Source organism: Reyranella sp. GW821-FHT14A01, from assembly GCF_058803965.1.
The window spans coordinates 42,916-67,759 of record NZ_JBXAPM010000003.1 but is presented as its reverse complement, the minus strand read 5'-3'; the positions used below and the strand labels follow the sequence as shown (position 1 = coordinate 67,759).

Below are 24,844 nucleotides of genomic sequence, written 5' to 3'. Positions count from 1 at the left end.
TTGCCGCGCGAACGAACGAGCCCCTAGCATCGACCCATGTTTGCACTGACCCAGGGACTTCGCCGCGCCGTCCAGACCCGCCCCAACGGTCCTTCCACCTGCTTCGCCAGTCGCCGCCGGACCTGGCAGCAGAGCGCCGACCGGATCAGCCGGGTCGCCGGCGCCCTTTCCGCACTGGGCGTGCGCCGCGGCGACCGGGTGGCGATCCTGGCCCTGAATTCCGACCGATACCTGGAGCTGATGTACGCCCTGCCCTGGCTGGGCGCGGTCATGGTGCCGGTCAACACGCGGCTGGCCGCGCCGGAGATCGAGTACGTCCTGAACGATTCCGGCGCCGTGGCCCTGTTCGTCGACACCGGCATGTCGCACCACCTGACGGCGCTCGACGGCAGGACGCCTTCGGTCCGCGAGGTCATCTGGCTCGACGACCTCGCCGGTCCTGAAGGCATCCTCCACTACGAGGATCTCACCAGCTACGAGGCTATGGACGATGTCGGCGCGAGCGACGACGACCTGGCGGGCCTCTTCTACACCGGCGGCGCGACGGGGCGCGCCAAGGGCGTGATGCTCACCCACACCAACCTGGTCGTGAATGCGCTCAACGGCGTGGCCGGCATGGGCTTCACCTCGGACACGGCCTACCTCCATTCCGGCGCGATGTTCCATCTGGCCGACGGCGCCTCGACCTTCGGCGTCACCCTGTCCGGCGGCCGCCATGCCTTCGTGCCGCGCTTCGAGCCGATGGAAGTACTGCTGACCATCCAGACCGAGAAGGTCACGCACGCCCAGTTCGTGCCGACCATGATCAACATGCTGGTCAATCACAGCCGGTTCGGCGAGTTCGACATCGGGACGCTCGCCTTCATCCTCTATGGTGCGTCGCCGATGCCCGAGGGAACACTGCGCAAGGCGATCGAGATGATGCCGCATGTCCGCCTGATGCACGGCTACGGCATGACCGAGGCCGCCCCCATCGTCACCCTGCTTGACCCGCGTTACACGGTGCTCGACGGTCCCCATGCCGGCCGGCTCAAATCGTGCGGCCAGGCGGTGCACGGGTGCGAGGTCAGGATCGTCGATGCCGACCGGCTGGAAGTGCCGCGCCGCACGACGGGCGAACTCGCGGTGCGCGGCGCCAATGTCATGAAGGGCTACTGGAACAAGCCAGCCGAGACCGAGGCCGTGCTTGAGGACGGTTGGTACTATTCCGGCGACGGCGCCTACATGGACGAGGAAGGCTTCGTCTTCATCGTCGACCGGCTGAAGGACATGATCATCTCCGGCGGCGAGAACGTCTATTCCGCCGAGGTCGAGAACGCGATCTCTATGCATCCCGGCGTCGCCGAGGTGGCAGTAATCGGCGTTCCTGACGACCAATGGGGCGAGCGCGTCCATGCCATCGTCGTCCCGAAGCAGGGAACGACCCTCAGCGCGGAGGACGTGATCGAGCATTGCCGCGACCAGATCGCGGGTTACAAATGTCCGCGCAGCGTCGATTTCCGCGACACGCCCCTGCCGCTCTCCGGTGCGGGCAAGGTCCTGAAGCGCGAACTGCGCGAACCTTACTGGAAGGGCCTCGCCAGGGCCGTGAACTGATGCCGATCATTCCCCACTACGACTGGATCGCCCACCATGCAGGCCGGCGTCCAACCAAGCTCGCCATCCACGACCTTCATACGGGGCGGAAGCTCACCTACGCCGAGCTCGACGCGCGCATTGCCCGGTTGACCTCAGTCCTCAAGGCTCGAGGCATCAAGAAGGGCGATCGCATCGCCCTGCTGGCTCCCAACGGCACGGAATACTTCGAGCTGCAATTCGCCTGCGGCCGGCTGGGCGCCATCATGCTGCCGCTCAACTGGCGGCTCACGGTACCGGAGCTGGAATACATCCTGAGCGATTCGAGCCCCAAGCTGCTCGTTCACGACAAGGACTTTGCGGCCCAGGCCGCGATGCTGTCGGCCACCCGGCTGGAGATCGATCCCGAGCGCGCCGACAGCACCTACGAGATCGCGCTGGCGAAGGCTGGCCCGGCGCCCTCTTCCGTGCCGCTGACTCACGACGACATCGGCATGGTGATGTACACGTCGGGCACCACCGGGCATCCAAAGGGCGCGATCATCACGCACGGCATGGTCTTCTGGAACTGCGTGAACCTCGGCATTCCGGCGCTGATCACGCCCGAGACCGTCCAGCTCGTGGTGCTGCCGCTGTTCCATACCGGCGGCCTCAACTGCTACGCCAATCCGGTGCTCCATGCCGGCGGCACGATCGTGGTCATGCGCACCTTCGATCCCGGCCAGGCGCTCGACTGCATCTCCGACGTGTCGCTGGGCATCACCCACGTCTTCGCCGTTCCCGCGCCCTATCAATTCATGATGCAGCATCCGAAGTTCCAGAGCGCGGACCTCTCGCGCCTGCGGATCGCCGGTGTCGGCGGGGCACCTTGTGCTCTGGCGATCCTCGAAACCTGGATCGCCCGCGGCGTGCCGCTCGTCCAGGGCTGGGGCATGACCGAGACCAGCCCGGCGGGCACCATGCTCGATGCCGCCGACGCGATCACCAAGCTGGGTTCGGCCGGCAAGGCGATGATGCACACGTCCATCCGCGTGGTCGACGACGAGGGCAACGACGTCGCAACGAACGGCATCGGTGAACTGCTGATCAAGGGTCCCAACATCACGCCGGGCTACTGGAACAATCCCGAGGCCACCGACCGCAGCTTCACCGACGGCTGGCTGCACACCGGCGATGCTGCGCGGCTGGACGAGGAAGGCTTCGTCTACATCGTCGACCGCTGGAAGGACATGTACATCTCCGGCGGGGAGAACGTGTATCCCGCCGAGGTCGAGAACGTGCTGTTCCAGATTCCCGCCGTCGCCGACGCCGCGATCATCGGCGTGCCGAGCGACCGCTGGGGCGAAGTCGGCCTGGCGATCATCGTGCGCAAACCCGACCAGGCCCTTGTCGAGGGCGACGTGATCCAGCACTGCCTCACGCGGCTCGCCAAGTTCAAGGTGCCGCAGTCCGTCACCTTCGTCGACGCCCTGCCACGCAACGCCACCGGCAAGGTGCTGAAACGCGAACTGCGCACGCAGTTCGTCGGACAGAACGTGCCGGCGATCAGCTAGGCATCAAACCAGCGGAACGTAATCGTACTCACCCACGCCCTGCATGATCAGGAAGGTGAGCGACACGTCGCCGCCGTTGGTCACGAGATGCGGCCTCCCCGCGACGGCCACAAAATTGTCACCGGGCTTCAGGATCACTTCCTGCTTGGGCTTCTGCAGAAAAAGACGCATCGTCCCTTCGACCACGTAGAACGTGTCGCTGATATTGTTGTGGAAGTGCCACGGCACTTTCTGCGTCGGCGAGAGCTGCAGCTCGGCGATGCGGAAGCCCGGCCGCTGCAGATGGTAGGCGCGCCGCTCGACCTCGTAGAGGTGGCTGGCATCCTTCACGGCTTCGAGTGTCCTGGGTGCCGACATCGTCGATCCTCCTGCCGGAGAGCCTGGTCCGGTTTTTACTGTGCCTTGGACCCGGCAAGCCTTAAGAACGGGCCCGACCTCGTCAAGAGTACAGTTGGCTAACCCAGGATTTTCAATGCTTACGATCTACGGCGTCTACCGCTCGCGCGCGTCGCGCAACATCTGGCTGGCCGAGGAGCTCGGCATCCCGTTCAAGAGCGTGCCGGTGATCCCGCATTACCGACTTCCCGACGCCCTGGCGCCCGACGCGCCGATCAACACGCGCTCGCCCGCGTTCCTGAAGGTCAATCCCAACGGCCACATCCCCTCGATCGACGATGACGGGCTGGTACTGCACGAATCGCTGGCCATCAACCTCTACCTCGCCCGCAAGCACGGAGGCCCCGTGGCCGCCGCGAACATCGCCGAGGAAGGCCAGCTCGCCATGTGGTCCCTGTGGGCGGCAACCGAGGTCGAGCCGCACGCCATCAACGTCCTCTATCATCGCCTGGGCAACCCGAGTGGCGTGAAGGATCCGAAGGTGGCCGACGCCGCCGTCGAAGCGCTCAAGGGTCCGTTCGCCGTGCTCGAAAAGGCGCTGGCCGAGAGCGGCTGGCTGGTCGGCGACCGCTTCACCGTGGCCGACATCAACGCCGCCGAAATCGTGCGCTACGCCCTGGCCGCCCCGGACCTGTTCGAGGGCGCGCCCAAGGTGAAGGCCTGGCTCGCCGCCTGCCAGGCCCGTCCGGCCTTCAAGAAGATGTGGGCCGACCGCGACGCCGAGCCGGCATAGAGATCAGCTCGCGGGCGCCGCCTTCGTCAGCGTCGCCAGACGCGCCGTGGCGCCCGCGATCGCTTCGGCCGAGAACCGGTCGGGATAGGTCAGCACGAGCTGCTCGCCCGTCAGCTCGACCATGCCGTTGGCGACCAACAGGTCGAACGACTCCGGCGCTTCCTTGCTCCTGGCCCAATCCTCCAGGCAAGCGATCACGCCCTTGCTCTTCAGCTTGAGGCGCGTCCGGCTGGCGCGCGTGGCACGGCGGTTCTTCTGCGTCAGCAGCTGTTCGTAGGCCGCCAGCGTCCCGTAGAAGGCCCGCTCCAGCGGATCCTCTTTGTCAGCCCCCTCGAGCGAGCACAGCCGATCGAACGCCTCACGCCAGATGTCCTCGCGGCCCATCCGTTTGGCGTTCTCCATCAATGTGCGCAGCTGGCTGGAATCGGTGTAGCTGGAGACCGGCTTGGTCATCGTCTGCTTGACGGCGACGGGTGCTTTCTCGGGCGCGGGCTTGTGATTTTTGGCCACGTGTTACTCCTGCACATTTGTCCGGCACTGCGTGTGCAAGAAAATTCACCATACCACATTGTTCGACCTGCAACCCGATTGTTCACATCGCGGAAACCCGGAAATCAGACCGCCAGCACCAGCCGGTCGATCGAAGGAAAGAACCCTAAACGCTCGTAAAATCGCCGGGCGTCCCGGTTGAAGCTGTGGACTCCAACCTCGACGTGCGTGGCCCCTTGCTCGCAGGACCATCGTCTCACCGCCTTCAGAAGGCGGTGCCCGACCTGTCGGCTACGCCAATCCGCACGCACCACCAGATTGTCGAGCTCGATGACGTGCCGCGGTACGGCGCCGGCAAACGCCGACGGGGTGCGCGTCAGCAGGACTGCGAGTCCCACAACCTCGCCATCTCCTTCCGCCACCAGAACCGCGGTATCGGGACCGCGGCACCATCGCTCGACCTGTTCGCGCGTACGCGCCGGACCGTCGAACGGGCGGAAGAAATCCGGCCGCGCCTGGCGGTGGAATTCGTCCAGCTCGTCGAACAGGGTGCACAGCGTCTCGTAGTCGTCGAGACGCGCCGGGCGCACCGATACGGTCACGCCGCCAGCACCAGGCGATCGTTGGCGACCGCGAAGCCGAAATTCTCGTAGAAACGCTTGGCCGCGCCCTCGCCCACCATGGCCTCGACCTGCACCGCGCGGCGCTGGCGCGACCATTCGACGGCGGCGGCCAGCAGGCGCCGACCGATGCGGCGGCCGCGCTGGTCGGCGCGCACGACGAGATTGTCGACTTCGATGACCTTGTGGACGCTCCCGCCCTCCAGCGGCACCAGCCGCGTCATCAGCACGGCGACCGCCAGCACGCCTATCTCGCTCTGGGCGACCAGCAGCGTCGTGCCGGGTGTTTCGAGCCATGTGAGCACCTGCTCGCGGCCATTCTCGCCACTGTCGAGAAGATCGGTGAGATCCTCGATGTCGCGCGGCCCCGCCAGCCTCACGCGGATGGCGAGGGGCAACTGATGCGGTTCAACTTCTGCTTCGATGATCGACATATCGTCCTCCGGTTTGCGGTTTCCGCCGCGGCCCGGAGGCCTGATCCTAGAACACGAAAGCCGCCGGGATGCGGCGGCTTCGTTGAGTCATGACCCTTCGCGCCGCCTATGTCAGGGGCGTAAAATACCAAGCGTTGTGGGACAGGGTCGTGCGCATGGGTATTTTATAAGCTTCTGGTCGCAGGTCTGTCAATTGGCCGGCATCGCGCCGCAGTTCCTTGCCTTGGCCAGTCGGTCGATGCGGTCGCGGCGCACCTGGAGACTGTCGAGCGAAGTCTTCGCTTCCTCATCCGTGCGTGCGGCAAGCGCCAGGGGCGGCAGGAAGCCGCTCACATAGATGATCGCCGTATTGTACCCCCTGTTCGAGGCGATGATTCCCTCAAGCTGGCGGCTGGCGGCATTTGCCTTTACGGCCTCTTCCTTCAGCTCCGGACAGGTCAGCTTACCCTCCGCACTTTCCTGATCGCCGACGAGAAGGCGTTGCTCCGGCGGAAGGTGGCTGAGATCGGGTGGCAACTGCGGCGCATTGCGGGCGCACCCGGCCAACGCCAATGCGAAAACCAGCGCGGCCGCCTTACTGCTGGTCATAGGCAATCGCCCGCCCCTTGCCGTCCAGCGAGCCCCAGCTGACCACTCCCATGCCGACCGTCCCATAGCGGACCTGGATCACCGCATCGGCGCCCAGCTTCGCCGCCTCGGCCTTCAATCTGTTGTTGACCATCTCCCGCGTCGGATCGGCATTGAAGAGCGTGGTCTTGTTGACGGTCGCCGAGACATCGCCCAGCGACTTGTACGGCCGGTCCGTAACATCGCCTTCGATGATCTGGATTTTGTCGACGGGGGTCGCCGTCCGTCCCGCCGCCGCTGCCGTCGGCGTCACCTGCGTCGTGGCCCATCCGTCCGCACAAGCGCCAAGCGACGCGGCCGCGCCAATGACCAGCGCGGCTCGCAAAATACGCGTGAAACTCATCATTCCCCCAAGTCATTCTCGTTCTTGACGCGGGGAGACTAAAGAGCAGATCGGCGATCTACAAGGTCAATAAACAACTCTCAGTAGAGGTCGCCTCAGGCCGTCACTCCGCCGCGACAGCCATCGCCTGCTTGAGGCCGGGCATGGTGAAGCCGAGCTTGTCGAGCTTCTCGATCATGTCCTTGCCCGTCTTCTCGTCGATCTCGACGAGCGGCGGGCGCACCGGGTTCCACTGCGGGTCGGCGCCGTAGTGCGCGATCACGTACTTCAGCGCCGGGATCATGACGTAGCCCTGCATGACGCCGCGGACCTCATTGATCCAGGCTTGGAGCTTGTCACCCTCCGGCGTGCCGTAGGCCTTGATCGTCTCGGCGATCTTGCCCGGATTGATGTTGGCCGTGGCGCTGATGCAGCCGACGCCGCCCGCCTTGAGGTTCTCCAGGATCGGCTTTTCGTTGCCGGAGAAGACGTCGAAGCCGTCCTTGGCGAAGGCGTCGATCATGCTCTTGGTGTGGGGCCAGTCGTCGGACGAATCCTTCATGCCGGCGATCTGCTTCGGGTAGGCCTTCATCAGGCGCTCGACCAGCTTGTGCGTGATCGGCACGGCCGAGACCGGCGGGATGTGATAGAGATAGACGCGCAGGCGGTCGTCGCCGACCCGCTGCACCACCTCCGAGAAGAAGCGGAACAGCCCCTCCTCCGGAACGCCCTTGTAGTAGAACGGCGGCAGCATCAGCACGCCGCCGACGCCGAGCTTCACCGCATGCGCGCTGACCTCGGCCGCCTCGCTGATCGAGCTGGCGCCGGTACCGGGCATCATGCGCTCGGTCGGCACGCCGGACGCGACGACGGCTTCGAGGAGGCTCATGCGCTCCTTGGCCGACATCGAGTTGGCTTCCGAGTTGGTGCCGAAGACCGCGAGGCCGCAATCCTGGCTGATCAGCCACTTGCAGTGCGCGATGAAGCGGCCGACATCGGGCGACAGGTCGCGCTTGAAGGGCGTGACGACGGGCGAAAGAACGCCTTTGATCCGTGCTGCGGCCATGATCTTATTTCTCCCGGGAATGGCGCGCCTTTTCTGCAACGAAGCGCCGGAGACGTCCAGTGTCACCATCTCTTAGCGAAATTCTGCCCGAGGACGGCACGACCGGCACCCTGGTCGGCCGCGTATGGCGTGCGGGAAACCCGGCCGGCCCCGCGGTCGTGGCCGTGCGGAATGACGGGGTTTTCGACCTGTCCTCGACCGTCCCCACGATGGCGGACCTCTGCAATGCGCCCGATCCGGCCGCGCTCGCCCGCAATTCGCCCGGCGAACGCATCGGCGCGCTGCAGGACCTCGTCCGCGACCTGCTGGCGCCGGTCGACCTGCAGGCGCTCAAGGCCGCCGGCGTCACCTTTGCCGTCAGCCTGCTGGAACGCCTGATCGAGGAGCATGCCAAGGGCGATCCCGCCCGCGCCGAGCAGGTGCGCGGCGAGCTGAACTCGATCATCGGCGCCGACGTGAGCGCCATCAAGCCGGGCTCGCCCGAGGCCGAGGCGCTGAAGAAGACGCTGATGGCGCGCGGCGCCTGGTCGCCCTACCTCGAGGTCGGCATCGGTCCCTATGCCGAGATCTTCACCAAGGCGCCGCCGATGGCCGCCGTCGGGTACGGCGCTGACATCGGCATCCGGCCGGACTCCGACTGGAACAATCCCGAGCCCGAGGTGACACTGATCGTCAGCGCCAAGGGCAAGATCGTCGGTGCGACCCTGGGCAACGACGTGAACCTGCGCGACATCGAAGGCCGCAGCGCCCTCCTGCTGGGCATCGCCAAGGACAACAACGCCTCCTGCGCGCTCGGCCCCTTCATCCGCCTGTTCGACGACACCTTCTCGCTGGACGACGTGCGCAAGGCCAAGGTCGATCTCGAAGTGACGGGCCCCGACCAGTTCCGCCTGCGCGGATCGAGCGATCTTTCGAGGATCAGCCGTGATCCCACGGACCTCGTGGCGCAGGCCATGAGCGCGCATCAATATCCCGACGGCATGGTGCTGATGACCGGCACGCTGTTCGCGCCAACCGAGCCGCGCAAGCCGGGCGGCACCGGCTTCACGCACATGGTGGGCGACCTCGTCTCCATCCGCTCGCCCAAGCTCGGCACCCTCACCAACAAGGTGGCCCATTGCGACAAGATCGCGCCGTGGACATTCGGCGCGGGCGCCCTGATGCGTAACCTTGCTGCGCGTGGCCTTTTGCGTTGATACGGAAAGAGTATGACCGACCTTACCCGCCTGCCCGCTTCCGACCTTTCCGAACTGATTGCGACAAAGAAAGTCTCACCCGTCGAACTGACCGACGCCGTACTGGCACGCGCCGAGAAGCTGCAGCCGGTGTTGAATTGCTTCATCACCCTGATACCCGAACAGGCTCGCGCGGCGGCAAAGGTCGCTGAAGACGCCGTGATGCAGGGCAAGCCACTCGGCCTGCTGCACGGCATTCCGTTCGCCGCCAAGGATCTCGTGAACACGGCCGGCGTGCGCACCACCTTCGGCTCGCTGCTCTACGAGAACAACGTGCCGAAGGAAGACGCGGTCTGTGCGGCGCGGGTGAAGGCAGCCGGCGGCATCCTGTTCGGCAAGACGACGACACCGGAGTTCGGGCACAAGGCGCTGACCGACGCGCCGCTGTTTGGACGCACGCGCAACGCCTGGAGTGCGAATCATACGTCCGGTGGATCGAGCGGAGGCGCGGCGGTTGCCGTCGCAGCCGGCATCGGACCCATCGGCATCGCGACCGACGGCGGCGGCTCGACCCGCATTCCCGCCGCGATCAACGGCATGGTCGGCTTGAAGCAGAGCAACGGCGTCATCCCTCACAGCCAGGTGGCCGACGCCTTCGGCAACTACACCTATGTGACGCCGATGACCCGCACGGTGATGGACACGGCCTTTATGCTGCAGGCCATGGCCGGACCGCATCCCTCCGACCCGTGGTCGATCGGCGTCGAGCCGAAGGACTATCTCACCGCGGCTCGCGCCGAGGGCGATCTCAAGGGCAAGCGCATCCTCTACAGCGCCACCTTGGGCAACACGATGGTCGCCAAGGACGTGCGCGCCGCTTTCGAGACGTCGCTCGTGCGGCTGCGCGAGTTGGGCGCCGAGCTGGTCGAACTCACCGATGCGCTGCCCGACATGGGAACGGCCTGGAAGGTGATCAACCACACCACGTGGAAGGCGCGCTTCGACGAGATGATCCGCCGCGACGGCAATCGCATGACGCCCTCGCTGGTGCGTCAGGTGGCCGAGGCGGCGGACTGGTCGGGCGCCGACTATCAGCGCGCCATGTTCCAGCGCGCCGATCTCTTCCGCATGGTCCAGGGCTGGTTCGAGAAGGCCGACTTCCTGGTCACGCCCACGACCTCGCGCACGGCGCTGCCGATCGACCAGGACCTGTTCGATCCCATCACCATCGACGGCGCCGAGGCGGGCGAGCTCCGGCGCAACTGGTTCCCCTACACGATGCCGTTCAACATCACGGGCCACCCTGCCCTCAGCATCTGCAACGGCTACGATTCTGAAGGCCTGCCGATCAGCCTGCAGATCGTCGGCCGCTTCCGCGACGAGGCCTCGGTGCTGCGCGTGGCGGCCCTCTACGAGGCGAGCGAGAGCTGGCTCGACCGATGGCCGGACCTTTGAGAAGGCGCCCGCCGCCGCTGACCGCCGAGCAGATCCAGGCGCGCGTCCTTCATCGCGACGGGCTGATCCTGGTGATCGACAAGCCGGCCGGCCTGGCCGTGCATGCCGGCCCCAGCGGTGCGCCCAATCTGGAAGAATGCTTCGACGATCTGCGCTACGGCCTGCCGCGTCCGCCGGCGCTCGCCCACCGGCTGGATGCCGACACGGCGGGCGTATTGGTGCTGGGGCGTCATCCCAAGGCACTGGCCAAGCTCGGGCGACTGTTCTCCGGCCGCGACACCGAGAAGACCTACTGGGCCGTCGTCGAAGGCGCGCCACCGGCCGACGAAGGCGTGTTCGACATGCCGCTGCTGAAGGTGAACACGCGCAGCGGCTGGTCGGTAAAGGTCTCCGACAAGGGCCAGCCTTCGGTGACGCGCTACAAGGTGATGGGCCGCGCGGCGGGTATGTCAGGTGGGGGCATGACGTGGCTGGAACTGAAGCCCGAGACCGGCCGCACCCATCAGATCCGCGTGCACTGTGCCGCCGCTGGCTGCCCGGTGATCGCCGACCGGCTCTATGGCCGGGCCGAGCCGAACAACCAGCTTCACCTGCAGTCGCACGGCATCGTCCTGCCGCTGTCCAAGAGCAAGCCGCCGGTCGTCGTCACTGCGCCGCCACCCGCGCATATGCTGGCGGCCTTGAAGGCCTGCGGCTTCAATCCCGAGCCGTCACCCACACCCTGAGCGTGTCGCCGGCCTCGAAGCCGGCATCCACCGCGGCCTGGAGTTCGCGGCCGGACTCGTAGCCGACCAACGGCAGGCGCGGGAACGTCTGCGCCGACAGCAGGGTCAGCGAGCGCCATACGGCTGCTGCATCGGCCGTTTCGGCGACGACATTCGAAACACCGACCACATCCTCGGCGCGGTAAAGCATGAAGCCCGCCACGACCTTGAAGCCCCGCCGCCCCTTGAACATCGCGAAGCCCGGATCGTCGAACGGCCACTTCTCGGTGCCCTTCTCCTCACGCTGCCAGACGATGTCCGTTTCCGGTCCCGCGGCCGGCATGCCGCCACGGATCCACTGCGCATCGAACAGCAGGTCGAAACCGCGGCGCGACAGGTCGAGCGTGTTGAAACTGTCCTTCACCGACCAGCGCCCCGGCAGGTTCGACTTCTGCAGGATCTCGACGGTGGTCCGCTGCTCTTCCAGCGCGGCGTCGCCGACCGCCAGGGTGACCGCGTTCGGATAGAAACGCGGCACCGTCGAGGCATTGACCCATATGTGCGGCAGCATGCGGCCGGCATGGCCGTGCGCGCGGCAGACCGCGTCGCACCAGCGTGCGTTGTTGAGGGCCGCCGCGAGGGTCCAGTCCTTCACGCGCGTCCGATCAGGCCGACACGCTCGGGCGGGCCTTCATGCGCTCCATCCACGCGGTCAGGTTCTTGTTCGCCGGATCGAGCGGCTGGCCGACCTTGGCCAGGAATTCGAGGAAAGGATAGAGCTGGATGTCGGCCATGGTGAGCTTGTCGCCGGCAATGAACGGCTTCGAGCCCAGCAGCCCGTCGAGCCAGGCCAGCTTCTTCTTCGCCGTCTCCTTCAGGCCATCCGCGGCTTCCGGAATGCAGTGGACGCGATCCTGGAAGAACTTGAGCCCCTGCGAGAAGCGGTAGCCGTTGAGCGCCGGTTCGAGAATGTTGAGGTCGATGCGGCGCACCCACATGCGGGTCTTCGCGCGCTCCTCCGGCGTGTCGCCGATCAGCGACGGCGTGTCCTTCTTCGCCTCGTCGACATACTCGCAGATCGCAGTGATCTCGGCGATGACCGTGCCGTCGTCGAGTTCGAGCGCGGGGCATTGGCCCGACGGATTGACCTTGAGATAGGGCTCGCGCCGGTTCTCGCCGCCGCGCAGGTCGACCTCGACCCGCGGCACGTCGAAGCCCTTCTCGGCCATGAAGATGCGAACCATCTGCGGGTTGGGGCCGATCGAATTATAGAACTTCATCTTTCATTTCCTCCCGTGAAGACCTGAAGCGCTATCAAAGTCAGCGCCACGGCTCCACGAGAATCTTGGTGTGGTTTTCGGGATTGCCCAGCTCCACGAACGCACCCTTCACTTCGGCCAACCCGACCTTGCCGGTGATCAGCGCATCGGCCTCGACCTGGCCTTCGGCCAGCAGGCGAAGGCAGCGCGCGAATTCCTCCGGCGTGTAGCCCAGCACGAACTGGATGGAGAGTTCCTTCACGATTCCGAACAGCGGTTCGATGCGGTCCGGTTCCATGCAGACACCCGCCACGACGATGCGTGCGTCGCGCGGTGCTGCCTCGAAGACCTGCTGCAGCAGGCCCGGCACGCCGACGCATTCGAAGATCACGGCGCGCTTGCCGGGCGCGAGCTTCGCATAGGGCGATTCGACCTTGGGATCGATCACGATGTCGGCGCCCATCTTTGCCGCCAGCTCGCGCCGCTTCGGAGAGAAGTCCGCCGCGATGATCGGATGGATGCCCTTCAGCCGCAGGCCGACGATGGCCGCGAGGCCGACCGGCCCGCAGCCCACGACCAGCGGCGCGTCATTCTCCTGCAGCGCCGCCTTCTCGACAGCGTGGATACCGACCGCGAGGGGCTCGGTGAGTGCCGCATGATCGGCCGACAGGCCGTTGGGCACTTCGAGCAACAGCGGTGCGGCCAGCACCATCTGCTCGCCATAGCCACCGGGAAAGTCGTTGGAGTAGCCGACCGTGCGATGGCCGTCCGCCTGTGGGATCACCGGCATCGAGCAGACCAGCGCGCCGGGCTTCAGCTTGCGTTCGGTGCCGGGGCCATAGTCCAGCACCTCGCCGCAGAACTCATGGCCGAACACGACGTCGCGCGACAGGTCGAGCGGCTGGCGTCCGGGAATGCGCTTGGACAGCTCGACCATGTGCGGCGCGTGCCTGGCATAGTGCAGGTCCGAGCCGCAGATGCCGCAGCACAGCGTCCTGACCAGCACCTGCCCCGCCGCCGGCACGGGCGCCGGGACGTCGGCGACGACGATGTCGCCGCCGCGGAGAACGGCTGCCTTCATTTGATGAACTCCCGTGTGGTGGCGACGAAGTCGTCGAGACGGTCATGCTGCACCCAGTGGCCGGCGCGCTCGAACTCCACGACCTCGGCGGTCTTGAAATGCTTGATGCGGCCGTCCTTCTCCGGGTTCGAGGCCCAGCTCTCCTTGCCGTAGACCAGCAGGGTCGGGCAGGTGATCTGCGACCACAGCGTCTCGATCTCGGGATAGCTCATGTCGTACGGCTGGTTGACCCTCACATAGTTGTCGAACTTCCAGCTATAGGTGCCGTCCTCGTTCTGGTTGACGCCCTGCTCGGTCAGGTGTCGCGCCTGCGCGGCGGAGAGATGCTTGTTCTCCTCCTGCATGCGCTTGAAGGCATCCTCGATGGTTGGGTACTTGCGCGGCGCACGGGCCGACAGTTTGCGCTGCTCGTCGATCCAGTCGGTCATGCGCTCGCTCATCGGCTTGCCACCGCGCTCGGCGATGACCTTGGGCGACGGCCCGAGGCCTTCGATCGCGACCAGTTTGCGCACCTTGTCGGGATGGATACCGGTGTAACGCAGGCAGATGTTGCCGCCCAGCGAATGCGCCACGATCGTCACCGGTGCCAGGTTCTGTTGATGGATGAGCTGGGCCAGATCGTAGATGTAGGCGGCCATCGAGTAGTTGCCGTCCGGCGACCACTGGCTGTCGCCGTGCCCGCGCAGGTCCGGGCAGATGATGTGCCAGTCCTTGCGCAGCGCCTGAGCGACCCAGTCCCAGTTCCTGCAGTGATCGCGGCCGCCATGGACGAGCAGAAGCGGCGGCGCTTCGGGATTGCCCCAATCGATGTAATGCAAACGCAGACGCTGTGAGAAGAAGACCCGGGAGGTGGGACCGGGCATGCCGTTCAATGTGTTCATGCCGCAATTTACCGGCTGCGGTCGCTCCGGCACAATGGAGGACAATGACGCTCCCAATGCCCCAGGCCGCCAGCGCCGAGCACCTCACTGAGGTGCTTCGCCGGAGTGGCGTTCTGGGCGGCGGCCGCGTCTCTGCCGTCGAAATCGACAAGCCATTCCCCACCCTGCTGTCCCTGGTTCAGCGGCTGCGCCTCACCTATGAAGGGGAAGCCACCGACGCGCCAGGGTCGATCATTTTCAAGACGGACCTGCCGAACCGTCCTGGCGCCGGTTGGGAAAGCGGCCGCAAGGAAGTCGCCTTCTATACCGACGTCGCCCCGGCAACACCCGCGGGCCTGCTGCTCCGCTGCTTCGAGGCGCATCATGATATGGCAACCGGCGCGTGGCATCTGCTGCTCGAAGACCTGACCGACTCGCACATGATTGCCACACAATGGCCGCTGCCGCCGACCATCGAGCAGAGCGAGGCGATCGTTCGCGTCCATGCGCGTTTCCAGGCTGCCTGGTGGGACGACCCTCGCCTAGGCGTGACACCGAAGGCTGTCGAGGACTGGCTGAAAAACCTCACCAGGGCTTACGCGAAGTTCGCCGACCTGCTGGGTGACCGCCTGTCAGCGGAGCGGCGCGCTTTCTATGATCGGCTGTTCGACCAGGCGCCCCGTCTGCTCCAGCGCTACCGCACCCGTCGCAACGTGACACTCGTACAGGGCGACTCTCATACCTGGAACTGCTTCCTGCCTCGTAGCTCATCGGACACTGCGAGGCTGTTCGACTGGGATTCCTGGCGATCCACCGTCGGCGCGGAGGACCTCGCCTACATGATGGCGATGCACTGGTATCCCGACCTGCGCCAGCGGGCGGAGCGCCGTCTGCTCGACTGCTACCATGCCGAGCTGATCGACCGCGGCGTGACGGGTTACGACCGGTCCTCGCTGCAGGACGATTATCGATTGTCCGTCCTCTGGGCGACCACCCGGCCGATCTGGATGCAGTCCGCCGGGATTCCCCCCGTGATCTGGTGGAACCATCTCGAGCGGATTCATCTCGCCGCCGACGATCTCGACTGCCGCGCGCTGCTGTCCGCGTGACAGATAAGGGCATTTGCGCGAGACTTTGCGCATGATGAGTCCCGAGCAGAACGAGCTGATGACCCGCGTCGGTCCGGGCACCAAGTGCGGCGCGCTGATGCGCCACTACTGGCATCCCGTGGCCCTCGCCGACGAACTGCCCGCCGAGCGGCCGGCCAAGCCGGTGCGCGTGCTGGGACAGGATTTCGTGCTGTTCCGCGACGAGCGTGGCCGACACGGTCTGCTCGACCGCGACTGCCCGCATCGTGGCGCCGACCTCGCCTTCGGTCGCCTCGAAGACGGCGGCCTGCGCTGCCTGTTCCATGGCTGGCTGTTCGATGTCGACGGCAAGTGCCTGGAGACTCCGGCCGAGCCGGAAGGCAGCGTGCTCTGCCAGAGGGTGCGCCAGCGCTCCTATCCGGTCGTCGTGAAGAACGGCATCGTTTTCTCCTATCTCGGCGAGGGAGAGGCGCCTGCTTTCCCCGACTTTGACTGCTTCCTGGCGCCCGGCACGCATGCCTTCGCCTTCAAGGGCCTGATCGAGTGCAACTGGCTGCAGGCGCTGGAGGTCGGCATCGATCCCGCGCACGCCTCCTACCTGCACCGCTTCTACGAGGACGAGGATACAGGTGCTGCCTACGGCAAGCAGTTCCGCTCCGCCTCCGCCGATTCCGAAATCCCGATGACGCGCCTGCTGCGCGACTTCCCGCGGCCGAAGCTCGACGTCGAAGCCACCGACTACGGCCTGCGCCTCTTCGCGCTGCGCAAACTGAACGAGCAGCACACGCATGTGCGCGTGACCAACCTTGTCTTCCCCTACGCCTTCGTGATTCCGATGAGCGCGGAGATGACGATCACGCAGTGGCATGTGCCGATCGACGATACGAGCTGCTACTGGTACGCGATCTTCACCAGCTTCGGTAAGCCGGTCGACCATGCCGCAATGCGCGAGCAGCGGCTGAAGCTCTACCAGCTTCCCGACTACCGCCCGTTGATCGGCCGACATAACGACTATGGCTACAACGTCACGGAACAGAAGAACCAGACCTTCACCGGCATGGGCTTCGACATCAACGTCCACGACCAGTGGGCCGTCGAGAGCCAGGGCCGCATCCAGGACCGCACGCGCGAGCATCTCGGCACGACCGACAAGGCGATCGTCGCCTACCGCCGCATGCTGCTGTCCGCCATCGGCCAGGTCGACAACGGCCAGCGTCCGATCATGTGGCTCGACCGCCAGCGCGCCGCCGCGATCCGCGGTCCTGTCGCGATCGACGGGATGGGTCCGACCGAGGGCTGGGAAGCCTATTGGAAGGATGTCGACGTTCGCCGCCGCCGCTCTTCCAGTTGGGCGGCCGACACCATCCCGCCGCTGGTCGCGTAGCCGATGACGCTGGTCGAGCGCGCGGGCCTCTGGACCGAGGACCGCAAGGCCGCGACGCGCGAGGCCGAGCGGCGCATGAAGGCGGGCGAAATGTCCGTCGTGCGACTGGCCTTCGCCGACCAGCACGGCATCCTGCGCGGCAAGACACTGGTCGCCTCCGAAGTGGACGCGGCCCTGAAGAACGGCGTCGGCTTCACGACTACGATGCTGCTGAAGGACACGTCGCACCGCACTGTGTTCCCCGTCTGGCAGCCTGGCGGCGGCTTCGGCATGAAGGAACTCGAAGGTGCCGCGGACGTGGTCATGCTGCCCGATCCCGCGACCTTCCGGGCCCTCCCCTGGGCGCCACATTCCGGCTGGATGCTGTGCGACATCTACTTCGCCGACGGCCGGCCGATGCCGCTCTGCACGCGCCAGGTGCTGCGCAGGACGCTCGGGGCGCTGGCCGATCGCGGTTACGATTTCTGCGCCGGCCTCGAAGTCGAATTCCATCTGTTCAAGCTCGAGAAGGCCAAGCTCGGCACCGGCGATGCCGGCCAGCCGGGCGAGCCGCCCGAGGTGTCGCTGCTGAACCAGGGCTATCAGTACCTGACCGAGCAGCGCTACGACGAAATGGATCCGATCCTGGAGATCCTGCGCACCAACCTCGTCGATCTCGGCCTGCCGCTGCGCTCGCTGGAAGTCGAATACGGACCGAGCCAGGTCGAGTTCACCTTCCGCACCGGCACCTGCCTCGATCCCGCCGACACGATGGTGCTGTTCCGCAGCGCCACCAAGCAGATCGCCCAACGGAACGGCTTCCACGCCTCGTTCATGTGCCGGCCCAAGCTCGCCAACGTGATGTCGAGCGGCTGGCACCTGCACCAGTCGCTGACCGACCGGAAGAGCCACGCCAACGCCTTCGTCGATGCCAGCGAGCCGCTATCGGCGGCCGGCCGCCATTACATGGCCGGCCTGCTCGAGCACGCCCGCGCCGCGGCCGCCTTCAGCACGCCGACGCTCAACGGCTACAAGCGCTACCGCCCCTTCTCGCTGGCGCCCGACCGCGCCATCTGGGGCCGCGACAATCGCGGCGTCATGGTGCGCGTGCTGGGCGGCCCCGGCGATCCCGCGACGCACCTGGAAAACCGCATCGGCGAGCCGGCCGCCAATCCCTACCTCTACATGGCGAGCCAGATCGTCTGCGGCCTCGACGGGCTGGAGCGGAAGCTCGACCCCGGACCGTCGGCCGACACGCCCTACGAGGCCAAGGCGCCGCTGCTCCCGCGGTCGCTCGGCGAGGCGCTGGCGGCCCTGAAGGACAGCAAGGCCCTGCGCGCCGGGCTGGGCGACTTCTTCGTCGACTACTACCTCCGCCTCAAGCAAGCTGAGATCGACCGGTTCGAGCTCGAGGTCAGCGACTGGGAGCAGCGGGAGTATTTCTCCCTGTTCTAGAAATCCGGTCCGCTCCCCATATAGCGGGCATGTTCGACTTCGATCCCCTGCTCGTCGATGACGAGCGCCGCGACGCGGAGATACCTGGTATCCCGCTCGAAACCACCACCGATGAAGCGCCCCTGTTCGACGCCTATTCGCGGGCCGTCGTCGATGTCGTCGACCTCGTCGGCCCCTCCGTCGTCCGGGTCGAGACGCCGGCCGATCCCGAGTCCCGCCGCCGCGGCGGCACCGGCTCGGGCGTCGTGATCTCGCCGGACGGGCTGGTGCTGACCAATAGCCATGTTGTTCAGGGCGCCTCGTCCGTGCGCCTGGCGCTGGCCGATGCGCGCACCGTGAAGGCGCGGGTCATGGGCAATGACCCGCACACCGACCTCGCCCTGCTGCGCATCATCGACGACGTCTCGTTGCCGGCCGCGCGGCTGGGCAATTCCAAGGAGCTGAAGCGCGGCCAGCTCGTGGTGGCGATCGGCAACCCGCTGGGCTTCGAATCCACGGTGACGGCCGGCGTCGTCTCGGCCCTCGGCCGCTCGCTGCGTGCCCAGACCGGCCGGCTGATCGACGACGTCATCCAGACCGACGCTGCGCTCAATCCCGGCAATTCCGGCGGCCCGCTGGTCTCCTCGCGCGGCGAGGTGATCGGCATCAACACCGCCGTGATCGCAGGCGCCCAGGGCATCTGCTTCGCCGTGGCCAGCAACACCGCCAGCCATGTCGTGAGCGAGATCGTGCGTCACGGGCGCGTGCCGCGCGCCTTCATCGGCGTCTCCGGCCAGACGGTCGTGCTGCCGCGCCGGCTCGCTCTGGCACTGGGCCTCGCCCAGGCGCGCGGCGTCGCGCTCGACGCGGTCGAGGCGAGTGGCCCCGCCGCCAAGGCCGGCCTGGAGACCGGCAACATCGTGATCGCGCTCGACGGACAGCCGGTCACGGGCGCCGACGATCTGGTGCGATTGCTGAGCGGCGCGCGCATCGGTATCGAGACGGTTCTGACCGTCATCGCCGGCGCCGCCCTGCGCCGCATCACCGTGATGCCGGTCGAACGGACCGGGGAACGCGAGACATGACCGCCATTGCCGTCGTCACGACCGTCGCCAACAGGAAGGACGCCCGTTCGCTCGCGCGCGCACTGGTCGAGGCGAAGCTCGTCGCCTGCGCCCAGATCTCGCGCATCGAGAGCGTCTATTCCTGGAAAGGCGCGATCGAGACCGGCAAGGAATACCGCGTGCTGCTCAAGACGCTCGACGAACACTATTCCGCCGTCGAGCGCGCGATCCTCGACCTGCATCCCTACGAGGTGCCGGCGATCCACGCCTTCCCGATGATGCACGTCGCTCCGGCCTACGCCGCCTGGATCGAGGAGAGCGTGGCGGTCTAGACCTCCCCGCCCTCGAGCATCTTCGTCCAGCGCTTCTGCAGTTCGTCCGGGCTCAGCACTTCTTTCACGGCGGCGAGGGACCACCGGTAGCCGAACGGACAGGCCACCATACCGGTTCGGTCGCCATAGAACTGGTCCTGAACGGGCCGTACCAAGGTGGCGCCCGTGTCCAAGGCGCGCTGGACGGCCTTGTCGGCGTCGGGAACCTGGATCCGGAACGCCACGGGCGAGCCGCCGATCGAGCCGGGACTGCGGGCGCCGAAATCGGGGTACTCGTCGTTCATCATCAGGACCGTATCGCAGATCCTGATCTCGGCATGGCCGACGCGGCCCGCCGGCTCGACCAGCCGGAACAGTTCCACGGCGCCAAACGCCTTCACGTAGAAATCGATCGCCGCCTTGGCGTCGTGCACCGTCATGTGGGCCTGCACGGTCTGACCCGAAGTCGCGGTCTTTGCGGTCATGGCATCACCTGTGTTATATTACGTTACGTATCGTAACGTTAATAGATGCCCCGTCAAGCCTCCTCTGCCTCACCGGTGCGCGGCCGACCGCGCGATCCACGGACCCGCGCCGCGATCCTCGTTGCGGCTCGCGCGCTGCTCGAACGCGGCGGCCTGACCGCCGTCACCATCGAAGCCATCTCGCAAAAGGCCGGCGTCAGCCGCCCGACGATCTATCGCTATTGGCCGAACGCGCCTGCCGTGGCGATGGCTGCCTTCCTGGAGACGACGGGCGCGGCCGACGCCGCGAGGTCACCGAGAACGGCCCTCGCAGCCCTGCGTGCCCAGCTTCATGCGCTGGCCGACGCCTTCGCGGCCCCCGCCGGCCGCAGCGTTGCCGCCATGGTCGCGGCGGCCCAGTCCGAGACCGAGCTTGCGAAGGCGTTCCGCAACGAATTCATCGCCCGCAACCGCGATGCCACGCGCGCGCTGCTGGAACGCTGCATCGCCGACAAGGCGATCGCGCCGCCCGAGGACATGGAGGTCACGCTCGACCTCGTGTTCGGTCCCCTCTTCTATCGGCTGCTGATGGGCCACGCGCCGATCACGCGCGGCTTCGTCGATCAGCTTCTCGACACCGTCATCCGCGTACGCGACTGAGAACGCTCTCGGTTTCGCGCACCATCGCCTTCACCAGTTCGCCGGCCGGCATCTCGCGCGCCAGGGTCGGCGCCTGTCCGCTCCACAGCGGCGTGAAGTCCGTCGAACCCTTGGCCTCGGCGGGACCACGGAGCGGCTGAGTCGCCTCCGCAGTCAGCGGAAAGGCCGGAGCGTCGGGGCTCATCGGCCCGACCTCGCGCACGATGCGGTTCACGATGCCGCGCGCCGGGCGACCGGTGAACACGTTGGTGAGCGTGGTGCTGTTGTCGTTGGCCTTCTTGAGCGCGGCGCGGTGCAGCGCGCCCGTCCGCGCTTCCGGCGCCAGCATGAACGCGGTGCCGATCTGAGCACCCGCAGCCCCAAGAGCCAGTGCGGCAGCGATGCCGCGGCCGTCGCCGATGCCGCCGGCGGCGATCACCGGTACCTTCACCGCATCCACGACCTGGGGAACCAGTGCCATCGTCCCTGCCTGGCGCGAAATGTCGTCCACCAGGAACATGCCGCGATGGCCACCGGCCTCGGCGCCCTGCGCGATGACGGCATCGACGCCCTCGCCTTCCAGCCAGCGCGCCTCCTCGGCCGTCGTCGCCGAGGCGATGACCAGGATGCCTGCCGTCTTGAGGCGCTGCATCAGCGTCTTGTCGGGCAGGCCGAAATGGAAGCTCGCGACCTTGGGCATGAACTCCAGCACGAGGTCACAGCCGGCGGCGTCGAAGGCGGCGCGCGACGGCCCCTTTGTGCCGGGCGCCACGCCCAGTTCTTCATAGTAGCCGGCGAGCTTCTTGCGCCACGCAGTGTCGCGCGCTGCATCGACGGTCGGCGGCTTGTGCACGAAGAAGTTCACGTTGAACGGCCGGGCCGTCCCCTGCTTCACCATCTGGAATTCCTGCCGCAGGCCATCCAGGGTCAGCATCGCGCCGGCGATGGATCCCAGCGCCCCCGCTTCCGAGGTTGCGATCGCCATCTGCGGCGAGGTCACGCCGGCCATCGGCGCCTGGAGGATGGGATGCTCGATGCCGAAGAGGTCGAGAAGGCGGCGGTCCTGCCATTTCATGGCTGTTCTCCTTGTTGCGTCCGCAGTCTAGGCATCTGCAGGTATCTCAAATAGCGATTTAAACAGATCGCTCTCATCAGATAATCTGATGCCATGGATGCCAAGGATCTGGCCACTTTCGAGGCCGTCGCGCGCCTGGGCGGCATGGGTCGCGCCGCGCGCGAGCTCAACACCGTCCAATCGAACGTCACGCAGCGCGTGCGGCGGCTCGAGGAGGCGCTGGGCGTCTCGCTGTTCGAGCGCAGCCGGGCCGGTGCCCGCCTGACGCCGGCCGGCGAGCGGCTGATGCCCTACGCCACCCGCGTCGACGCGCTGCTCGACGAGGCCGGCCGCGCCGCCCGGGACGACGGCGCACCGCGCGGCACCCTCACCGTCGGCTCGCTGGAGACAACGGCGGCGCTGCGGCTCTCTCCCCTTCTCGCCTCCTATGTACAGGCGCATCCCGGTGTCGACTTCGTCCTGCGCACCGGCACGACGGCGGAAATGGTCGAACGCGTGCTGGATCGCGAGCTGGAGGGCGCCTTCGTCTGTGGACCGGTCGTGCATCCGCAGCTCGTTGCGGTGGCGGCCTTCAGCGAGGAACTGGCCCTGCTCAGTGCCCCCACCGAGTCATCCCTGGCGGCGGTGTTGCAACGGCCCGACCTGCGCCTCGTCATCCTGCGAGCCGGCTGTTCCTACCGGCAACGGCTGGAGGAGGTGCTGGCGCGGCGCGGTGTCGTGGGCCTGCGCCGGCTGGAGTTCGGCACCTTGGAAGCGATCCTGGGCGCCGTCGCGGCCGGGCTCGGCATCACGCTGATGCCGCGCGCCCTGATTGGCCCCGCATGGCGCGGCGGGCAGATCCGGGCGCATCGCTTGCCGGCCACGGAGGCGCGGGTACAGACTGTCTTCGTCCGCCGCCGCGACAGGCTTCCCTCCAGCGCCCTGCTGGCCTTCCAGAAACACGTGACCAAGGGGCCACCGAAATGATGCGCGGCAGCACCACGATCTTCACCGTCAAGGACGCCAAGGCGAGCCTCGCCTACTACCGTGACTGCGTCGGTTTCGACGTCGCCTTCGAATACGGCACGCCGACCTTCTATGTCGGCCTGTGCTCTGGCGAAGTCTCCCTGCACCTGATCGCCGCCGCGCAGGCGCCGCGTCCTCCCGGCCACGCTGCCGTGAGCATCTATGTCGACGATGTCGACGCCGTGCATGCCGATCTCGTGCGTCGAGGCGCGAAGATCCTCAACGCGCCAAAGGACCAGGATTACGGGCTGCGTGACTTCGGCATTGCAGATATCGACGGCAACATGATCTTCTTCGCCACGGAACTGAAAACGAGTTGATCGAGGGGTAGCATGGAGCTTTGGCAGTACGACGCGACCGACCTGGCGCGATTGATCCGGACCGGACAGGCATCGGCGCGGGAGGCGGTCGATTCCGTCCTCGGCCGGCTGCACAAGGTCAATCCCGCCATCAACGCCGTGGTGCGCGTGCTGGAAAGCGAAGCCCGCGCCGAGGCCGAGACGGCCGACGCCGCCCGCGCGCGTGGCCATGCCCTGCCGCCGCTGCACGGCGTGCCGGTCACGACCAAGATCAACGTCGACCAAGCCGGCCTGCCGACCGACAACGGCGTCATTCCGCTGAAGGACCTGATCGCGCAGGAGGACAGCCCCGTCGTCGCCAACCTGAAGCATGCCGGCGCGATCATCGTGGGCCGCACCAATGCGCCCGCCTTCTCGATGCGCATCTTCTCCGACAATGCCCTGCACGGCCGCACGCTCAATCCGCGCGATCCCAGCGTGACGCCGGGCGGGTCGAGCGGCGGCGCGGGCGCCGCAACGGCGACCGGCATCGGCGCCATCGCCCACGGCAACGATATCGGCGGCTCGGTGCGCATCCCCGCCTATTGCAACGGCGTGGTCGGCCTGCGCACCGGCTTCGCCCGCGTCCCCTCCTTCAATCCGACCGGCGTCGCCTCGGGCCGCCCCATCGGCGCCATCCTGATGGCGACGCAGGGCCCGCATACCCGCACGGTGCGCGACGCCCGTCTCGCCCTCGAAGTGATGGCGCGGGGCGACCGGCGCGACTGGCGCTGGAACGACGTGCCGATGCGGGGCAACCCGCCGGCGCGGCCGATCAAGGTCGCGATCGTGCCCGAGGTGCCGGGCGGCAAGAGCCATCCCGCCCAGGTCGCGGCCGTGCGGCTCGCCGGCAAGCATCTCAAGGGCGCGGGCTACGTCGTCGAGGAAGTGCTGCCGCCCGACATCGAGCGCTGCGTCGAGCTGTGGCACCAGATCTGCGTCACCGACGTGTTCGGCGGCCTGTGGCCGGTCATGCAGAAGATGGGCGATCCCGACGGCATCGCCGCCATGCAGGCCTGGCTCTCGATCCACAAGCCGGTCGATCTCGCGACCTACGTCTCGGCCCTGACGGAGCGCGAGGCGATGCTGTTCAAGTGGATGACCTTCATGCAGCAATGGCCGCTGGTCATCTTCCCGACGCTCTGCGACCTGCCGCCCAAGCAGGTGGCCGACATCACGCCGGACGGCCAGCGCGGCGTGCTGGACTCGATGCGCTCCGCCCTGATCGCGCCTCTGTTCGGCCTGCCCGGACTCGCGGTGCCGGTCGGCAGCCACGGCAAGCTGCGCACCGGTGTCCAGATCATGGCGATGCGCAACCGCGAGGACCTCACCCTGGACGCCGGCGAGGTGATCGAGGCGGCCGAAGGGATCGTGACACCGATCGATCCCGTCGCGGCGTAGGAGCCGACCTCAGTTGCGCGACGGCAGGTCGATCTTGCTGTCGCGCAGCTTCTGCTCGAGCACGGGAATGCCGGCGGGATTGCCGTTCTTGCACTGGTCCAGGGCCACGGAAGTCTCGACCCCGCTCACGATGGGCCCGCGCCCGCCGCCGCGGTTCGATACAAGGGTCTCGTACGTCACGGCCAGCGCCTTGCAGTAAGTCGCGTCGTCCGTGGCCGCCCAGGCTGCTGCCGGCAGCGACAGGAACATGCCGGCAATCAGCAATTTGATATGGTTTGTCATGCGTCGAGCATGGGCGCCCGACCTGACGGGT

At 66.8% G+C, this 24,844-nt stretch carries 29 protein-coding genes; 15 read left to right on the top strand and 14 right to left on the bottom strand.

Annotated elements, in window-relative coordinates; genetic code table 11:
- Positions 1–36 precede the first annotated feature (36 nt).
- Together AC1ROX_RS07040 and AC1ROX_RS07035 are read left to right on the top strand one after the other, a co-directional pair.
- Positions 37–1,596, top strand: a complete 1,560-nt coding sequence (locus AC1ROX_RS07040) for a long-chain-fatty-acid--CoA ligase (protein ID WP_493123827.1) — start codon at positions 37–39, stop codon at positions 1,594–1,596.
- The gene (locus AC1ROX_RS07035) at positions 1,596–3,128 is read left to right on the top strand and encodes an acyl-CoA synthetase (RefSeq protein ID WP_493123825.1); all 1,533 of its coding nucleotides are present in this window, start codon (positions 1,596–1,598) and stop codon (positions 3,126–3,128) included. The genes AC1ROX_RS07040 and AC1ROX_RS07035 overlap by 1 nt, the downstream gene beginning before the upstream one ends.
- Before the next feature lie 3 nt (positions 3,129–3,131).
- On the opposite strand, the gene AC1ROX_RS07030 is transcribed toward AC1ROX_RS07035, so the two are convergent.
- Entirely contained in the window at positions 3,132–3,485 is a 354-nt protein-coding gene (locus AC1ROX_RS07030) for a cupin domain-containing protein (RefSeq protein WP_493123823.1), read from the bottom strand.
- Positions 3,486–3,600: 115 nt separating this feature from the next.
- On the opposite strand from AC1ROX_RS07030, the gene AC1ROX_RS07025 reads away from it, so the two are divergent.
- Positions 3,601–4,257, top strand: a complete 657-nt coding sequence (locus AC1ROX_RS07025; RefSeq protein ID WP_493123821.1) for a glutathione S-transferase family protein — start codon at positions 3,601–3,603, stop codon at positions 4,255–4,257.
- Between the two features lie 3 nt (positions 4,258–4,260).
- On the opposite strand, the gene AC1ROX_RS07020 is transcribed toward AC1ROX_RS07025, so the two are convergent.
- The 6 genes from AC1ROX_RS07020 to AC1ROX_RS06995 all read right to left on the bottom strand — a co-directional run bounded on the left by AC1ROX_RS07020 (position 4,261) and on the right by AC1ROX_RS06995 (position 7,815).
- Positions 4,261–4,767: a hypothetical protein gene (locus tag AC1ROX_RS07020; RefSeq protein ID WP_493123819.1), complete on the bottom strand. Its 507-nt coding sequence runs from the start codon at positions 4,765–4,767 to the stop codon at positions 4,261–4,263.
- 104 nt (positions 4,768–4,871) lie between these two features.
- Positions 4,872–5,348, bottom strand: coding sequence for a GNAT family N-acetyltransferase (locus AC1ROX_RS07015; RefSeq protein WP_493123817.1), 477 nt, complete (start codon positions 5,346–5,348; stop codon positions 4,872–4,874).
- Positions 5,345–5,800, bottom strand: coding sequence for a GNAT family N-acetyltransferase (locus AC1ROX_RS07010; protein ID WP_493123815.1), 456 nt, complete (start codon positions 5,798–5,800; stop codon positions 5,345–5,347). Before AC1ROX_RS07010 ends, AC1ROX_RS07015 begins: the two co-directional genes overlap by 4 nt.
- 189 nt (positions 5,801–5,989) lie before the next feature.
- A complete protein-coding gene (locus AC1ROX_RS07005; protein ID WP_493123813.1) occupies positions 5,990–6,388 on the bottom strand; it encodes a hypothetical protein in 399 nt (132 codons plus the stop codon).
- Entirely contained in the window at positions 6,375–6,773 is a 399-nt protein-coding gene (locus AC1ROX_RS07000; protein WP_493123811.1) for a hypothetical protein, read from the bottom strand. The genes AC1ROX_RS07005 and AC1ROX_RS07000 overlap by 14 nt, the downstream gene beginning before the upstream one ends.
- Before the next feature lie 100 nt (positions 6,774–6,873).
- Entirely contained in the window at positions 6,874–7,815 is a 942-nt protein-coding gene (locus AC1ROX_RS06995) for a dihydrodipicolinate synthase family protein (protein WP_493123810.1), read from the bottom strand.
- Between the two features lie 59 nt (positions 7,816–7,874).
- Between AC1ROX_RS06995 and AC1ROX_RS06990 the strand changes: the two genes are divergently transcribed.
- The 3 genes from AC1ROX_RS06990 to AC1ROX_RS06980 are packed head-to-tail and all read left to right on the top strand — an operon-like array spanning position 7,875 to position 11,170.
- Positions 7,875–9,011 (top strand): fumarylacetoacetate hydrolase family protein, encoded by a 1,137-nt coding sequence (locus AC1ROX_RS06990; RefSeq protein ID WP_493123808.1) that lies wholly within the window; start codon positions 7,875–7,877, stop codon positions 9,009–9,011.
- 12 nt (positions 9,012–9,023) lie between these two features.
- Positions 9,024–10,445 carry an amidase gene (locus AC1ROX_RS06985; protein ID WP_493123806.1) on the top strand — a complete coding sequence of 474 codons (1,422 nt, stop codon included), beginning with the start codon at positions 9,024–9,026 and terminating at the stop codon, positions 10,443–10,445.
- Complete coding sequence (locus tag AC1ROX_RS06980; RefSeq protein WP_493123804.1) at positions 10,430–11,170, top strand: RluA family pseudouridine synthase; 741 nt, start codon at positions 10,430–10,432, stop codon at positions 11,168–11,170. Before AC1ROX_RS06985 ends, AC1ROX_RS06980 begins: the two co-directional genes overlap by 16 nt.
- Here AC1ROX_RS06980 and AC1ROX_RS06975 read toward each other — a convergent pair.
- From AC1ROX_RS06975 to AC1ROX_RS06960, 4 genes are read right to left on the bottom strand one after another with little or no spacing between them, the layout of a single operon-like run.
- On the bottom strand, positions 11,142–11,804 hold the full coding sequence (locus tag AC1ROX_RS06975) for a hypothetical protein (RefSeq protein ID WP_493123802.1): 663 nt from the start codon (positions 11,802–11,804) through the stop codon (positions 11,142–11,144). The genes AC1ROX_RS06980 and AC1ROX_RS06975 overlap by 29 nt on opposite strands.
- A 10-nt stretch (positions 11,805–11,814) precedes the next feature.
- A complete protein-coding gene (locus tag AC1ROX_RS06970) occupies positions 11,815–12,429 on the bottom strand; it encodes a glutathione S-transferase family protein (protein ID WP_493123800.1) in 615 nt (204 codons plus the stop codon).
- Between the two features lie 40 nt (positions 12,430–12,469).
- A complete protein-coding gene (locus AC1ROX_RS06965) occupies positions 12,470–13,489 on the bottom strand; it encodes a zinc-binding dehydrogenase (RefSeq protein ID WP_493123798.1) in 1,020 nt (339 codons plus the stop codon).
- Positions 13,486–14,370, bottom strand: a complete 885-nt coding sequence (locus AC1ROX_RS06960; RefSeq protein ID WP_493123795.1) for an alpha/beta fold hydrolase — start codon at positions 14,368–14,370, stop codon at positions 13,486–13,488. The genes AC1ROX_RS06965 and AC1ROX_RS06960 overlap by 4 nt, the downstream gene beginning before the upstream one ends.
- A gap of 56 nt (positions 14,371–14,426) precedes the next feature.
- Between AC1ROX_RS06960 and AC1ROX_RS06955 the strand changes: the two genes are divergently transcribed.
- The 5 genes from AC1ROX_RS06955 to cutA are packed head-to-tail and all read left to right on the top strand — an operon-like array spanning position 14,427 to position 19,630.
- Complete coding sequence (locus AC1ROX_RS06955; protein ID WP_493123793.1) at positions 14,427–15,458, top strand: protein kinase family protein; 1,032 nt, start codon at positions 14,427–14,429, stop codon at positions 15,456–15,458.
- Between the two features lie 31 nt (positions 15,459–15,489).
- Positions 15,490–16,821: an aromatic ring-hydroxylating dioxygenase subunit alpha gene (locus AC1ROX_RS06950; RefSeq protein WP_493123791.1), complete on the top strand. Its 1,332-nt coding sequence runs from the start codon at positions 15,490–15,492 to the stop codon at positions 16,819–16,821.
- A gap of 3 nt (positions 16,822–16,824) precedes the next feature.
- Complete coding sequence (locus tag AC1ROX_RS06945) at positions 16,825–18,255, top strand: glutamine synthetase family protein (protein ID WP_493123789.1); 1,431 nt, start codon at positions 16,825–16,827, stop codon at positions 18,253–18,255.
- Positions 18,256–18,284: 29 nt separating this feature from the next.
- Positions 18,285–19,319 carry a S1C family serine protease gene (locus AC1ROX_RS06940; RefSeq protein ID WP_493123787.1) on the top strand — a complete coding sequence of 345 codons (1,035 nt, stop codon included), beginning with the start codon at positions 18,285–18,287 and terminating at the stop codon, positions 19,317–19,319.
- The gene (gene cutA / locus AC1ROX_RS06935; protein ID WP_493123785.1) at positions 19,316–19,630 is read left to right on the top strand and encodes a divalent-cation tolerance protein CutA; all 315 of its coding nucleotides are present in this window, start codon (positions 19,316–19,318) and stop codon (positions 19,628–19,630) included. The genes AC1ROX_RS06940 and cutA overlap by 4 nt, the downstream gene beginning before the upstream one ends.
- Here cutA and AC1ROX_RS06930 read toward each other — a convergent pair.
- Complete coding sequence (locus AC1ROX_RS06930) at positions 19,627–20,094, bottom strand: VOC family protein (protein ID WP_493123783.1); 468 nt, start codon at positions 20,092–20,094, stop codon at positions 19,627–19,629. The two genes, cutA and AC1ROX_RS06930, sit on opposite strands and share 4 nt — an antisense overlap.
- A 45-nt stretch (positions 20,095–20,139) precedes the next feature.
- On the opposite strand from AC1ROX_RS06930, the gene AC1ROX_RS06925 reads away from it, so the two are divergent.
- A complete protein-coding gene (locus AC1ROX_RS06925; RefSeq protein ID WP_493123781.1) occupies positions 20,140–20,733 on the top strand; it encodes a TetR/AcrR family transcriptional regulator in 594 nt (197 codons plus the stop codon).
- Here AC1ROX_RS06925 and AC1ROX_RS06920 read toward each other — a convergent pair.
- Complete coding sequence (locus AC1ROX_RS06920; RefSeq protein WP_493123779.1) at positions 20,714–21,787, bottom strand: NAD(P)H-dependent flavin oxidoreductase; 1,074 nt, start codon at positions 21,785–21,787, stop codon at positions 20,714–20,716. The two genes, AC1ROX_RS06925 and AC1ROX_RS06920, sit on opposite strands and share 20 nt — an antisense overlap.
- Positions 21,788–21,880: 93 nt before the next feature.
- Here AC1ROX_RS06920 and AC1ROX_RS06915 point away from each other — a divergent pair, with 93 nt between their 5' ends.
- The 3 genes from AC1ROX_RS06915 to AC1ROX_RS06905 are packed head-to-tail and all read left to right on the top strand — an operon-like array spanning position 21,881 to position 24,531.
- Positions 21,881–22,753, top strand: coding sequence for a LysR substrate-binding domain-containing protein (locus AC1ROX_RS06915; RefSeq protein ID WP_493123776.1), 873 nt, complete (start codon positions 21,881–21,883; stop codon positions 22,751–22,753).
- Entirely contained in the window at positions 22,750–23,112 is a 363-nt protein-coding gene (locus tag AC1ROX_RS06910) for a VOC family protein (RefSeq protein ID WP_493123774.1), read from the top strand. The genes AC1ROX_RS06915 and AC1ROX_RS06910 overlap by 4 nt, the downstream gene beginning before the upstream one ends.
- A gap of 12 nt (positions 23,113–23,124) precedes the next feature.
- The gene (locus tag AC1ROX_RS06905; RefSeq protein WP_493123772.1) at positions 23,125–24,531 is read left to right on the top strand and encodes an amidase; all 1,407 of its coding nucleotides are present in this window, start codon (positions 23,125–23,127) and stop codon (positions 24,529–24,531) included.
- 9 nt (positions 24,532–24,540) lie between these two features.
- Here AC1ROX_RS06905 and AC1ROX_RS06900 read toward each other — a convergent pair whose 3' ends face one another.
- The gene (locus AC1ROX_RS06900; protein ID WP_493123770.1) at positions 24,541–24,813 is read right to left on the bottom strand and encodes a hypothetical protein; all 273 of its coding nucleotides are present in this window, start codon (positions 24,811–24,813) and stop codon (positions 24,541–24,543) included.
- Positions 24,814–24,844: the final 31 nt, after the last annotated feature.